This is a genomic window from Pirellulales bacterium (genome assembly GCA_035533075.1).
Lineage (GTDB): Bacteria > Planctomycetota > Planctomycetia > Pirellulales > JAICIG01 > DASSFG01.
Genome location: DATLUO010000068.1, coordinates 82,320 through 95,934, shown reverse-complemented (window position 1 = coordinate 95,934; position 13,615 = coordinate 82,320). Strand labels below are relative to the sequence as shown.

Sequence of the window (13,615 nt, the reverse complement as noted above, 5' to 3'; positions counted from 1 at the left end):
TTGCTCACTTGAAATCCTCCGTGCTGGCGTGGTGTGTTGACGGCCCCACACCACAAGTACCCCGGAAAACGCCGGCGGTTACGCGTTTTTTTCGTGACGCGGCGCCACAGAGGATTCTGGCTATGCTTGTTTAAGGACTAGGGAGCGGGGGTCGCCGGCAAACGGTTCCTGTCCCCAAGGAATGAGAAGTTTCTCTGGTACGTCAAGGACCCGGATGATTACTGCTTCAATCTGGATGCGATCCGTGACCCGGACGTGAAATACCCGTATCAAAAGAAAAACGGCAAACTGCGGTGCAATACGATTGGCAAAAACCCTTCCGACGTTTGGCAAATCGCGAAAGTAACGTCGGGCGAGAACCGGTCGTCGCGGGAGCGCGCGCCGCACCCGGCTCAATTCCCCATAGACCTGACAAAACGGATCCTTCTCGGCTTCTCCGACGAAGGCGATTTGGTGTTCGACCCATTTCTCGGATCGGGCACGACTGCCGAAGCGTGCATTCGCAATAGGCGTCAGGTCATCGGCTTTGAGCTCAGGCGCGACTATTGCCGATTCGTGGCGAAACGCCTCCGACTGGCATCCGACGCGTCTCGCTCAGTCCTCTTCGAAACGTGAATCGCGCAACTCCATTGCGTAGTCCCCGAGCGCCGCCGCGCGAATGCTCGCTAGTTTTGGCGGCAAGTTCTCGTTGCATCTCAGCAGATCACCGATGGTGCGAATCGCCAGCACTTCCGGAGCCGACGCGGCGCTGGGTCCAACGCCGTGAAGCAATTGAACGGGGGCCAACAGGCGGTATCGACCAGGGAAAGAGTCGTAGACCAAAGCCTTTCCCAAGTCACTTCCGCAACCTCGAGAATCGTGGCCGCTTTGAGTGGATGCCGTGCAAGAAGTCGTCGGGTGATCTTCGGCCAATCGGTCTCCGGCCGACCTTGGTAGGGATTCTTGACCGCGCTCATTCCGCCCTCTCGAAGAGGGCCGACGTGGGAACATCGAGCGCCGCAGCGATGCGTAGGATGTTTTTCAGCCCGACGTTTCTCTCGCCGCGTTCCACTCCGCCGATGTATGTGCGGTGAATGCCAGCGCGGGCCGCCAAGGCCTCTTGGCTCAAACCCGCTTGCTCGCGCAATGCTCGAACGCGTGCGCCAAACTCCCTGAGGCCAGGATTCACCATGCCGGGCACGGTAAAAAACAAGATGCCTATGGGTCTACAGCCAATCAGTAGCACAACGGAGGATCTGCCGGGGCGCGACAGTGCATGAGGCCCGGCTGCGCGACTCGAATCATGAGGGAACGTGGCAGAGATTCAGCCGTTAGGTGGCAACTCGCTCTTGCTCCAGACCGCGAACTCCGGGCTGCACCACCCCACGACGCAGTCGAGCAAATCGGCGATTCGCTCTTAGCTGTGTTCGTCGTTTGTTTCTTGGTACATCGATTCAAGCGTCGACTGGACGTCGTCGGCTTCGATGCCCCGCTCCCTGAGCGAACGAAGGATTCGCCAATTGGTCTCGAATGGGACCGCTGCGTTTAAAACCCTGCGCAATTCGTTTCTAAGGTCGATGCTCATAGAGAGCATTCTAGCGGAACACTGCATTCTACCGGAACTGATACACCGGGTTCGACGCGTCGAAATCGCGGTCGGTGAAGCCGTTGTTGAGCTTCAGGTCGAGATAGGTGTATTCCTCCAACAGCGGCGGCTCGCCGCCGGCCTCGCGCGGCCAATCGTAAGCTTCATACCGCACGGGCACGTTGTGCTGGCTGTCGACGTAAATCTTCGCCTTGTGAAAGAGGAACTCCTTGCGCGGCAGCGGATGCAGCACCTGCAAACAGACGCACTCGCGGCCGTTGATCTTCGTGTTGGGGAAGGCCTGCACCTCGCACTCGCCGAACTGCGCGTCGTGCTCGCCCACCTCGATCAGCCGCTCGGTGAGACGCTTGATGCCCATCTCGGTGATCGGGTAGCGGTTGCCGGCCATGGCCAGCATGCTGTCGGGCTTGAGCGAGACGGTGCCGAAGATTTTCCGCATGCCGTTGGCGTGACCCAGCAGGTTGCCTTCGTTGCGGCCCTGGACGAAAAGAGCCTCCTGCCCTTTGACGCGGGCAGGTCCAAGGAACGAGACGTAAACGCTGAACGGCTCATGTCGCACCTTCACAAACATGTATTCGTAGTCCGAAAGCGTGCCGTCGATCCGCTCTCGCTTGACCATCTTGGCCGAGTAGTCTTGGACCGTCTCCATTTTCTGCATGCAGAGCTTGGCCCAGCGCACCGCCGGCAGCAGCTTGTGCTCGCCGGGCGCCGCGCTGTTGAGCTGCAAGGCGATCTGCTGACTGGCGTTTGTGGATGCATCGATGGTCTTGGGCGGTTCGACGCCGGCGATGGGGGCCGGGAAAAAGGCCGGCACGACTCTGCCGGCCACCGAGGTCGGCGTCGGCACGGCGCGCTGGACCGCCGGTTGCGCTCGGCTCGTCGTTCGCGGAGGGCCAGACGGCGCCTGCGAAAGATACCCCCGCGCGCGGCGCGGGCGACCGATGCCGCGCTCGACAGACTTGCCCGCCTGACTGGTCGGCAGCCGGCGCGGCTCGGCGGGCATTGCTTTGGCGGCGGGCCGCCGATCATAGACGGAACGGCCCGGCGTGCTTGACTCTTGCGCGAAGACCGGTGCCCGCCACAATCCACTACAGGCCAGCGCCAGGGCGATGGCGCGACGCGCGCTTGAAGTTTTTGTCCGCATCGGTCGATCCTCCTTTATCTTCTTCTGCTCGCGCGCTTCCCGTCGAGCGCGAGTTTGTCCCCGTCCACCGATCGCCGCTTTCGCGTCCCTTTTTACGGCACAAAGCAAGCCGCGTGCCCTAGGCGCACCTCGCTCCCGGTGTCGGCAACACCGATCGCGCCGAACTGCCGCTTGCGGCAAGCAGTTAGAGCGAGCGGGTCCGGTCGTCGCGGCACAACTTTTGTTGCGATGGCATTGGTATCTATCGCCAGCGTGCTGGGTGGAATTTACAATACCCGCCATGTCGCCGCTTTTGACGGCAGCAGTTACGGACGTCCTAAACTACCTAACATCCGCCTCGGCGCGGAGAGCAATTCATGCATTCCGATAAGTTTCAACTCGCGACCGTGGTCTCCAGGCCCTTTGACGAGAATACCTATATTGCCTGGCTGAAGGGCCGGCACGATTGCCTGATCGTCGATCCCGGATTCGAACCCGATTCGGTGTTCGACGTTATCGGGCAGAACGGGCTGACGCCGGCCGCGATTCTCAATACGCACGGGCACGCCGATCACATATCGGGCAACGAGGCCATGAAGCAGCGTTGGCCCGATTGCCCGTTGGCCATCGGCCACGGAGACGCGCCGAAGTTGACCGATGCCGCCCTCAACCTCTCGGCCAGGTATTGTCTGCCGCTGACCAGCCCGCCGGCCGACATCGAGCTGCGCGAAGGGAAGCAGTTCGAGGCGGCCGGCTTTGTGTTGGACGTTTACGAGATCCCCGGCCACTCCATCGGCCACGTGGTGTTGGTTTGGAAGGCATCTAAGCCGATGTATGTGTTCGGGGGCGACGTGCTGTTTGCGGGAAGTGTGGGTCGCACCGATTTTCCGGACGGGAGTTTCGCCGAGTTGGCCGGCGGCATCCACCGCAAGCTGTTTACGCAGCCCGACGACGCGGTCGTGCTTTCGGGCCACGGCCCCCCGACCACGATCGGCCAAGAGAAAGAGACGAACCCGTTCGTCGGCCGGCCCGCGGGCTGGCAGCCGGGTTGAGGGGAGCGGCATAGCCCGCTCGATCCGTTTTCCGAGGACGTTCCGCGGCTGCGACCGATCTGGAATCGAAACCGGCCGGCAGTGGCGCCCGGCGAGGGTTGCATTCTCGCTTGGCGAGGAGCGCGACCCTCTTGATGCCGCGCTCGTCCGCGTCGGCGATAACGCGCAGGCCGCGCGTTATCGCGAAGTGCCGCCCTCACGTCTGCAGGTTCTTGCGCCGTCGCGGTGGAGAAAACGCGCAGGCCGCGCGTTATCTGAGCCGCGGCGGGGCGCTTCGTCACGTAAACATCTCACGTCTTGGGAGTCAATCGCATGGCCGTAGTACCAACGACAACGACGAACAACGGTGGGACTGAAGCACCCGCGGAGTCATCCAGGCGGCGTTCGAGGAAGAAGGCGCGGCCTTCGGACAAGAAGCGGACGCGATCCATACCCCGGCGTTGACCCTGTGGGCTTTTCTCTCTCAAATATTGTTTAAAGAAGAACAGCGGTCGTGCGCCGCCGCGGTGGCCCGCGTGATCGTGTCGCTGGTGTCGCTGGGACGGAAGGCGTGTTCGGAGCTTGCCAGAGTTGATTCCGACGGACGAGGTGTCCGCTCCTTGTGACTTGCCGCGTTCGAGCCGGCCGGTGCGCGCGCCGGTTCGGATGGGATCTCCCCGCCTGCCGGATCCGCCGTCAACGCCGGCGATGAAGTAAAGGGAGGCAGGCGACCAAGAATCCTGGCCCAAGGTCTTTGACAATTTGATTCACGCCGACCAGGTCCAATGCCGGTCGCTGGTTTGCTGGACTTCGTCCGGATTGTGACCGAGCGTGGCGACCAGCTCACGAATCTCAGGCAAGCTCAGGGCCGCGCGGAGCGAGGCCTCGAACAACCGCCGCTGATGCTCGTTCGCGCCGGCGGCGTAGGATTCGACGAGCCACCGCACCTGGCGATCGTCCGGCGGCCGCAGCAAATCGCGCACGAAGAGCAAGCCGCCCGGTTGCAACACCCGGCAAGCCTCGGCCAATACCCGCTGTGGGTCAGGTATGTGATGCACGATGCTGTTGGAGATGACGGCCGCGAAGCTCGCCTCGGCATAAGGCAGGGCCTTGGCGTCTACGCGGTCGGGCCGAATCTGGGTCGCGAAACCGGCCGATTCGACGTTTCTTCGCGCCAGCGCGAGCATGCTGTCGGCCAAATCGACGGCCAACACCGAGACGTCGTTTCGCAGGCCAACGAGCTCGATGGGGATTTGCGCGGTTCCCGTGCCGAGATCAAGAATCCGCCCGGCGGCCAACCGGCAGCCGTGGCGATCGGCCGCCGCCAGAAAATCGTCGACAAAGCGGCGGTTGACCTCCGAGTGGTCCATGGAATCGTAATCGCGCGCCTCCCGCGGCGAATCCATGACTTCGGGTTCAAGAACACGAACGAGCATGCACCTATGATGACGGGCAAAACGGTCCAGGTAAATCACCCGCCGGGGCCGCCGACAAAAACCGCGGTGGCTGCTGGAGGATGGCCTTCCCAGGCCGTCCAAGAACCTACGGGACGGCCTGGGAAGGCCATCCTGCAGTTTCTCGACGGCTGTTCTTGCGCCCGCGGTAAGCTACAATCGTAGCTGTCGCCCAACCACCTCCCGTTTGCCGATGTCCGAATCCGAACTCGTCTCCACACCGCCGGTTGCCCGACGGCCTGCGCGAAAGAAGAAGATTCTCGCGGCCCTGTTCTGCGGCGTTTTGCTGCTGACGGCGGGCTATTGGGCGAGCGGCCCCCGCTCCAACGCCAATAGCGTTTCGATCGCTCCGGGCATCGACGATCCCGGCGACCGACCGCCGCCGGTCGATCCCGCCGGAATCGCTTTTGCCGACGTGGCGATCGAGCGCGGAGTGACCTATCGACTTCCCCAACAACCGCGGCCCATGAAGTCGACCGAAGCCTTCGGATCGGGCTGTGCCCTGTTCGACTACGACGGCGACCATTGGCCCGATCTCCTGCTCGTCACCGATCCGCACCCGGTCCTATACCACAATCTCGGCGGCGTGCGGTTCGAGGAGGTCACCGCCGCCTCCGGACTGACGGTGGCGGACGCCAACTGGACCGGCTGTGCCGTGGGCGACTACGACGGCGACGGTTGGCTCGACCTGCTGCTGACCGGCGTCCATCGGCTGGCCTTGTTCCGAAACGCCGAGGGGAAGGGATTCCAGGAGGCGACCGGGCAGGTCGAACTCGATCCGATGAATCACGGCCACTGGGGCGCCAGCGCCGGCTTCATGGACTTGGACAACGACGGCGACTTGGATCTGGTCATCCTGAACTACGTCGTTTTCGGACCCGAGTCGAAACAATACTGCGAGCTGTCGCCGGGCGTGAAATCGGGTTGCCCGCCCAAAGAGTATGAGCCGGAGTTCGGCGAAATCTGGCGCAACAACGGCCCGGCGGGCTTTGAGCGGATTCCGCCGGAAATCTCCGGCATGAAAGACACGCACGGCGTGGGGCTAGTGCTGGCCTTCACCGATTACAACGACGATAACCGCATCGATTTTTACATCGGCAACGACGGCGTGCCGGCCGAGATGATGCACAATCTGGGCGACATGAAATTCAAGAACGTCGGCACGCTCAGCTCCCTGTCCGTCGGCCGCGACTACAGGGCCATGGCCGCCATGGGCGCCGATTGGGCCGACTTCAACCGCGACGGGCTGCTCGACCTGAGCGTGACCGACTTTCAGAAGAACTGCTTCGCGCTGTATCGCAACGAGGGGAACGGTTTCTTCGTGGAGGTCAGCAACATCACGGGGCTTTCGGTCTCCACCTGCGACCGGCTGGGTTTCGGCGTCAAGTGGCTCGACATGGACAACGACCGCTGGCCCGATCTGTCGTTTGTCAACGGGCACGTGTATGACAACGTGGGCGACATCGAAGGCCGGGGCGTGCAGTTCCGCCAGCCGATCATGCTGTTTCACAACCTCAACGGCAAGCGGTTCGTCGATCTCATTCCGGTGCTCGACGAAGCGCTGGCCCGGCCGCTCGTCGGACGCGGCTCGGCAACGGGCGATTTCAACCGCGACGGCCGGACCGACTTGCTGGTCGTCGACTATGAAGGTCCGGCCCTGCTGCTGGAGAATCGCTCCACCACCCGCGGACACTGGCTCACGCTCGAGCTGCGCGCGGCGGCCCCGAACGTGTTCGCTTACGGCGCACGGGCCACGGCGCGCGTGGGCAACGAGCGGTGGGTCGGGGAAGTCGCGCCCGCCTCCAGCTACCTATCGTCGAGCGAACCACAAATCCACTGGGGACTGGGCGAGTTCGACCATCTCGACACGCTGACCATCCGCTGGCCGTCGGGCCGAGAGCAAACGTTCAACGACGTTTCCGCCGATCGTTTCCTGCGGATCGCCGACGGAGATGCGGAGTTGCCGGCCGTCGCGCCGTCGAACGATTGAGCGTCGCTCAGGCGCGGGAGAGGAATTCGCCAGTGCGAGTATCGACTTTCACCAGTTCGCCCTGAGCCAGGTATTCGGGCACGTGGATCATCAGCCCGGTTTCGAGCTTGGCCGGTTTGGTGCGGCCGGTCGCGGAGTTGCCTTTGACGTAGGGATCGCATTCGGCGATTTTGAGCACCACCGTCTGCGGAATGTCGATGCCGACGCATTCGTTGTTGTAGAACAGGGCCGTCACGCCTTCCAACTCCTCGTTCAAATAGCTGGCCTGCTCCTGCAGGTCGGCCGCGGGCAAGGAGTGCTGGTTGAAGTCGGTCTGATCGAGGAAGTGCAAGTAACTCCCGTCGGAGTACATGAACTTGACCGGCCGCTTCTCGAAATCGGCTTCGTCGAGCGACTCGCCGCCCTTGAGCGTGATGTCGACCTTCTGCTTGCTGATCAGATTTCGTGCCCGATATTTGTAGTAAGTGGCCGCTCCCCGCGCCGATGGGCTTTGCACGGCGATCGTCTCGATGATGCACGGCGCGCAGCTGTAGTTGACGATCATGCCACGCTTGATCTCTTTGGCCAGCATTCGTTCAAAATAACACATTGCGCCGGTCCCGTCACGTGTAACGCTTTGGTCACCGTGAGGCCGTGAGGCCGTGAGCCGGTTCTGCTTGCGTCGATTCGGCATTATTGTGAGAATGAGGGCGTCTTTAACCTGCGGTGCGGATCGCCTGTCTGTTTTTCGAGAAACCATCATGTCAAGCGACGGTGTCGTGTCGTATTGTAAATGGCTCTGCGCCGTCGGTGCGCTGACTCTTGTCGCCGGCTGTGGGGTCGAGAGTGACATGCCGTCCACGACTGCGGCGCCGGCCACGGCCACGGTGGCCTCAGCGGGCGGGCCCGCCTCAGAACCATCGACGACTCCGGCAGCCGGTAGCACGCCAACCGCAAGTCCGACAACATCGAGCACTTCGGTGCCTACCCCAAACGCGCCTGCCTCCGGTGCGAGCGCGCCGGGAGCGGCTAATATGCCAGGCATGCAAGCGGGCGGACCCGGCATGCAGCAGGGCGGGCCAGGTATGCAGCAGAGCGGACCACCACCAGGTGCGCAGCAGGGCGGACCACCACCAGGTATGCAGCAGGGCGGGCCAGGTATGCAGCAGAGCGGACCACCACCAGGCGCGCAGCAGGGCGGACCACCACCAGGTATGCAGCAGGGCGGACCAGGTATGCAGCAGGGCGGACCGGGCGCGATGCAAGCCGGCCCCGGCATGGGAGGAAACCAGTCGCCGTTTTCAGGCGCCACGAGCGAGGCGGAACTCCTTGCGCAGAAGTTTTACGACAAGCTGATGGCCGACGAGTTGGACGACATGAGCGACTTGTTCAGCAGCAAGGCGTCGGGCAAGGCCAAGGTCTTTCGCGACGGCAAAGCCAGCGAAAGCATGGTCAGCGACATGAAGGCCGCCTTTGCCAATGTCAAGCTGGCGCCCGGCAAGCAGGTTCAGGGGGTGCATATTGTCCTGCTCGAAGAAGGCAACACCAATCAACCGGTCCAACCTGCCGGTGGAAGAGGACGTCCCAAGAGAAAGCTGGGCAAAACCGTTCAATTCAAAGTTGTGCCGGAGGGCGGCAAGCTGGCCATTCAAGGAATCGATATCCGCGACCACTGACGATGAATCGCCCCGCTCCGCTCGTGCCCCACCATCCACGTTTGTCGCGGCGCTGCCTGATCCAGGCCGGCGCGATCGGCCTGGCGGGGCTGGGCATCAACCACCTCGAAGCGCTGCGGGCAGCGACCGAGGCGGGTAGTTCATCCACTCGCCATCGCGGCAGAGCACGCTCCGCCATCTACATCTTCCTCTCCGGCGGCCTGGCGCAACACGACAGTTTCGACCTGAAACCCGCGGCGCCCGGCAACATTCGCGGCGAGTTCAAGCCGATCGCCACGCGCACGCCGGGCCTGCAAATCTGCGAGCACCTGCCGCGGCTGGCCGCGCGCAGCCATCTGTGGGCGCTCCTGCGTTCGCTCACGCACCACTCCAACGACCACTCGGCCGGGCACCACATCATGCTCACCGGGCGCAGCGACCTTCCGCCCGGCTTCAACCCGACGGCGGCGCGGCCGGCCGACTGGCCTTCGATCGCCGCGGTGGCCGGTTGTGCCACGGCCGGCCGCAACAACCTGCCGCCCGCCATCGTGCTGCCGGAGCGGCTCATTCACAACAGCGGCCGCGCCATTCCCGGCCAGTTCGCCGGCATTCTCGGCCAGCGTTACGAGCCGTGGTTCGTCGAGGCTTCCCCGTTCCACGCCACTTCCTACGGTGCCTATCCGGAGTTTCCCTTCGACCATCAGGAGCGCGGCCACGCCGACAACCGGTTGTTCCAGGCGCCCAACTTGAGTCTGCCGCAGGGCGTCGATCGGGCGCGGTTCGGCAGTCGCGTCGGCATGCTGGCCGAGGTCGAGCGGCAGCGCCGGCAGCTCGAGCGGTTGGCCGAGTCGGTCGAGTTCGATCGCTACCGGCAGGGCGCCATTTCGCTGCTGGCCGACGCCAAGGTGCAGTGGGCCTTCGATGTCACGCGGGCAGACGATCGCACACAAGACCGCTACGGCCGCAACTCGTTCGGCTGGTCGCTGTTGATGGCCCGGCGGCTGGTGGAAGCCGGCGTGAACCTAGTGCAGGTCAACCTGGGGAACAACGAAAGCTGGGACACGCACGGCGAAGCGTTTCCGCACCTGAAAGACAAGCTGCTTCCCCCCACCGACAAAGCGGTTTCGGCCTTGCTCGACGATCTCGATGAAAGCGGCCAGTTGGAATCGACGTTGATCGTGATGGCGGGCGAGTTCGGTCGGACGCCGAAGATCACGCACCTGCCGCAGTTCTACAAGCTGCCCGGCCGCGACCATTGGGGCGCGGTGCAGACGGTCTTTTTCGCTGGCGGCGGGGTGCGCGGCGGCACGGTGATTGGTTCGTCCGACAAGATCGGCGCCTTTCCGGCCAGTCAGCCGCAGCGGCCCGAGAACCTGGCCGCCACGATCTATCGCTCGCTGGGCATTCCCTCCGTCGCGGTCTTTCGCGACGCCCTCGACCGGCCGCACCATATCTATGCCGGCGAGCCGATCGAGGGACTCACGTAGCACTTTCTGAACGCTAGGCACGAGTTGACCGTGCCCCACTTCGCCCAGTCGACTGTTTCCGCTCGAATGGCCGTTACTCCGCCACGGTTTGCAACCGCCGCTTAACGAGCGTAGGTTAAGGCGATGTCTCAGGTGGAACTCCCGTCGGCAAACACCGGTTCACGTCCCAAACAAGTCAGCCGCCGTTTGCGACGGCTGGTGGCGACCCACTTGGCGCTGGCATGTGCTCCCGTAGCGTTCTGCCTGCTACCGGCCGACATCAGGTTCCTGCCGTTGATGTGGGCGCTGGGATCGGTCACGGTCGGCCAAATCATGCTCCTGAGTTTTTGGGCCGGCATGGGCCTTGGCCGAACCCGCGGGCGGCTGGGGATCTCGTTGTTGGGATGCACTTACCTGGCAATCTGGCCCGCGCTCGGCTCGGCATTGTCGGGCCCGGCGACCGAAACAATCTCCATTGCGCACTACCTCAGCGAGTTCAGCACCTGTCTCGTTGGAGTTTTCACGCTCGTTCTGGTTATGACTTCGGCATTCCTGGTCGTTCGGCGCTGGTTCAGCGAACTGCGGTCGGTAGCAGGCGACGAAGGCTCGTCGCCGGGGCGAGTGCAGTATTCGATCTTGAATCTCCTGGTAGTCACAACCGTCGTGGCACTGCTGCTGGGTCTGACGCGCAGCGGGAGTCCGAGCGCAGGTTCCGATTGGCGAAACGTGGCGGCGTCTACCCTGATGGCCGTGTGCATTGTCATCGACGCGTTATGTGCTGTATGGGCCGCGTTGGGCATAGGCGGCGTTCGCTGGCGCCTGTTCCTCGTCTTCCTTGTGGCATCGTTATTGGGCCTCCTTGAGGCGATCGTTGGCGGGGCAGGCGCGGTCGCCTGGTGGCTGGTGCCAAGCTGGATTCTGATTTCGCTTCTGCCCATTGCGATCGTTGTGGCATCGCTGTTGGTCGTCCGTTCGTGCGGCTATCGGCTTGTGCCTAAGCTGACGAAAGCGGAATAAAAAGTTTGAAACGCTCGATGGCGGTTTGGCCGCCAGGTGCGTTATAATTCGTCGCTCTGGTTTCTGAACGTGGAGATGAAGCGATGAAAGTCTGGTTCGTCGGCGCCGGGCCGGGAGACCCCGACCTGCTCACGGTGAAAGGCCGCCGACTCATCGAGCAGGCCGACACCGTGCTGTATGCCGGCAGTCTCATGCCCGATGGAATACCTGCGCTGGCCAAAGCCGGTTCGGCCTGGCATAACACGGCCAAAATGGCGCTCGGTGAATTCATGCCGATCATGGTCGAGGCGGCACGGGCGAGGCAAACCGTGGTCCGCCTGGCCTCCGGCGATCCGGCCATCTACGGCGCGATGGGCGAGATGGTCGATTGGCTCAAGCGCGAAGGGATCGACTATGAAGTGGTGCCGGGCGTCAGCTCGTTCTTGGCCGCGGCGGCAGCGCTGGGGCACGAGCTGACCGTGCCCGACGTGGCCCAGTCGATCATCCTCACGCGCACCGAGGGCCGCACGAAGATGCCCGAACGCGAACAGCTTGCCGACCTGGCCCGCCATCGCACCACGCTGGTGATCTTCCTCAGCACGCAGGTCATCCGCATGATCGTCGACGAGCTGCTCACGGCCTATCCGGCCAAGACGCCGGTGGCGGTGGTGTATCGCGCGTCGTGGCCCGACCAGAAGATCGTGCGCGGCACGCTCGAAACCATTGCCGAGCAGGTGATCGCGGCGGGCATTTCGATGACCGCCATCGTGATCGTCGGCGAGGTGCTGGCCGCCGAAGGACATCGCTCGAAGCTGTACGACGAGACGTTCAGCCACGCCTTCCGGAGGGCCAAGGTATGAGAACGGCATTCAAAGAATGGGCCGTGGTCTGCAAGGCACTGGCTGGCGGCCGGCAGTCGCTCATTTTGCGCAAGGGTGGCATCGTGGAAGAGGGCGGCGAGTTCCGGCCCGACCATCCGGAGTTTCTGCTTTTTCCGACCTTCTCGCACCAGTCGCCCGACAGCGTGGTGCCGGACGCCCGGCCCCTGCTGCGCGACTTGAAAGCGGATGAGCCCGAGGCGGGCACGATCGTGCTGCGGCATTACGCCGTGGTCGCCGATGCGTTGCGGGTGAAGAGTTTGTCTGCGGTGCTGCGGTTGCGCGGCCAGCATATCTGGTCCGATGAAGTCGTGGAGGAGCGTTTCCATCGCTGGCGCGAGTTTGTGTATGCCCTGGTGGTGCGAGTCTACGCTCTGCCGCAAGCGGTCGTGCTGCCGCTGGAAGAAGACTACACGGGTTGCAAGTCGTGGGTCGAGCTGTCGCACGATGTGCCGATTGCCGGATCGGATTCGGTGCTGAGTGATGAGGAGTTTGCTCGCCGCCACGAGGCAATCCGCGGGGCGCTGCGAGAATGACTTCCGTTCAAGAAACGCACGAGCCAGCGACGAGCGGCTCGGCGGTACATCGTACCAACGCCCTGGTCTGGCAGTGGCAAAGCTTTTGGGCCGCGGTGCAGTTCTTGACGCAGATTCCGGTGCCCGCGGTTCTGTTGGCCGACGCACGAGATGAGCGGCCGCGTTTGCAGCTCGCGACCCTTTACTTTCCGCTGGTTGGCTCGCTGATCGGTCTGGTCACCGGCGCGGTTATTTGGCTCGCTTCGCATCTCTGGCCGCTCTGGTTGGCCGTCGGGCTGGGCTTGGTTGTCGAAGCGATTGTCACCGGTGCCTTGCACGAAGACGCGCTGGCCGACTGTTGCGATGCACTGGGCGGTGGTTGGACACGGGCCGACGTACTGCGGATTCTCGACGACAGCCGCCTGGGTACCTACGGCGTTTTGGGACTGACGTTGGCGTTGTTTCTGCGGGCCGGCGCGTTGGCGGCGCTCGAGCCGGGGTCGCTGTTGCCGGTTGTCGTCGCGTCGGCCACGCTCGGCCGCTGGGCCATGGTTTTGGCGATGGCGTTGCTGGCACCGGTGCCCGACCGGCCAAGCCTGACGCAGCAGGTGGGTCGGCAAACGTTCGGCCATGTGCTGGGCGGTGCGGTCTTGGCGGTGGCCGGTTCGCTGCCGCTGGCGATGGCGTCGCCACTGGGGCTCGGGCTGTCGGTCGTGGCGGTACTCGCGGTCACGGCAGGTTTTGTTTTTTATCTGCGGCGGCGAATCGGCGGTCTGACTGGCGACGGCGCGGGCGCGATCTGCTACATTTCGCAAATCGCCGTGCTGTTGTGCTGCACCATGCAACTTGGCGCACGGGTGTAGGGTGGGGCAAGCGAGCTTGCGAGCGCCGGTCCACCGTAATCGACGTCGCTATCGGTGGGCCGGCGCTTGCAAGCTCGCTT

Annotated in this window: 12 protein-coding genes; 8 read left to right on the top strand and 4 right to left on the bottom strand. The window is 63.4% G+C overall.

The features are described 5' to 3' along the window. Nucleotides 1-952: 952 nt before the first annotated feature. Nucleotides 953-1,171, bottom strand: a complete 219-nt coding sequence (locus tag VNH11_09370) for a helix-turn-helix transcriptional regulator (protein HVA46571.1) — start codon at nt 1,169-1,171, stop codon at nt 953-955. 421 nt (nt 1,172-1,592) lie between these two features. Beyond that, complete coding sequence (locus tag VNH11_09365; protein HVA46570.1) at nt 1,593-2,729, bottom strand: DUF1571 domain-containing protein; 1,137 nt, start codon at nt 2,727-2,729, stop codon at nt 1,593-1,595. A 356-nt stretch (nt 2,730-3,085) separates the two neighbouring features. Here VNH11_09365 and VNH11_09360 point away from each other — a divergent pair, with 356 nt between their 5' ends. Next, a complete protein-coding gene (locus tag VNH11_09360) occupies nt 3,086-3,760 on the top strand; it encodes an MBL fold metallo-hydrolase (protein HVA46569.1) in 675 nt (224 codons plus the stop codon). A 746-nt stretch (nt 3,761-4,506) separates the two neighbouring features. Here VNH11_09360 and VNH11_09355 read toward each other — a convergent pair. Further along, nucleotides 4,507-5,145 (bottom strand): class I SAM-dependent methyltransferase, encoded by a 639-nt coding sequence (locus tag VNH11_09355; protein HVA46568.1) that lies wholly within the window; start codon nt 5,143-5,145, stop codon nt 4,507-4,509. A 241-nt stretch (nt 5,146-5,386) separates the two neighbouring features. On the opposite strand from VNH11_09355, the gene VNH11_09350 reads away from it, so the two are divergent. After that, entirely contained in the window at nt 5,387-7,183 is a 1,797-nt protein-coding gene (locus VNH11_09350) for a CRTAC1 family protein (protein ID HVA46567.1), read from the top strand. A gap of 7 nt (nt 7,184-7,190) precedes the next feature. Here VNH11_09350 and VNH11_09345 read toward each other — a convergent pair whose 3' ends face one another. Next, the gene (locus VNH11_09345; protein ID HVA46566.1) at nt 7,191-7,772 is read right to left on the bottom strand and encodes an elongation factor P; all 582 of its coding nucleotides are present in this window, start codon (nt 7,770-7,772) and stop codon (nt 7,191-7,193) included. A gap of 424 nt (nt 7,773-8,196) precedes the next feature. Here VNH11_09345 and VNH11_09340 point away from each other — a divergent pair, with 424 nt between their 5' ends. The 6 genes from VNH11_09340 (at nt 8,197) to VNH11_09315 (ending at nt 13,535) form a co-directional block, all read left to right on the top strand. Further along, nucleotides 8,197-8,838: a hypothetical protein gene (locus VNH11_09340; GenBank protein ID HVA46565.1), complete on the top strand. Its 642-nt coding sequence runs from the start codon at nt 8,197-8,199 to the stop codon at nt 8,836-8,838. Nucleotides 8,839-8,840: 2 nt separating this feature from the next. Beyond that, on the top strand, nt 8,841-10,304 hold the full coding sequence (locus tag VNH11_09335; GenBank protein ID HVA46564.1) for a DUF1501 domain-containing protein: 1,464 nt from the start codon (nt 8,841-8,843) through the stop codon (nt 10,302-10,304). 123 nt (nt 10,305-10,427) lie between these two features. Continuing rightward, nucleotides 10,428-11,300, top strand: coding sequence for a hypothetical protein (locus VNH11_09330; GenBank protein ID HVA46563.1), 873 nt, complete (start codon nt 10,428-10,430; stop codon nt 11,298-11,300). A gap of 83 nt (nt 11,301-11,383) precedes the next feature. After that, complete coding sequence (cobM, locus tag VNH11_09325) at nt 11,384-12,139, top strand: precorrin-4 C(11)-methyltransferase (GenBank protein HVA46562.1); 756 nt, start codon at nt 11,384-11,386, stop codon at nt 12,137-12,139. Further along, a complete protein-coding gene (locus VNH11_09320; protein ID HVA46561.1) occupies nt 12,136-12,693 on the top strand; it encodes a DUF1802 family protein in 558 nt (185 codons plus the stop codon). The genes cobM and VNH11_09320 overlap by 4 nt, the downstream gene beginning before the upstream one ends. Then, nucleotides 12,690-13,535 carry an adenosylcobinamide-GDP ribazoletransferase gene (locus VNH11_09315; protein HVA46560.1) on the top strand — a complete coding sequence of 282 codons (846 nt, stop codon included), beginning with the start codon at nt 12,690-12,692 and terminating at the stop codon, nt 13,533-13,535. Before VNH11_09320 ends, VNH11_09315 begins: the two co-directional genes overlap by 4 nt. Nucleotides 13,536-13,615: the final 80 nt, after the last annotated feature.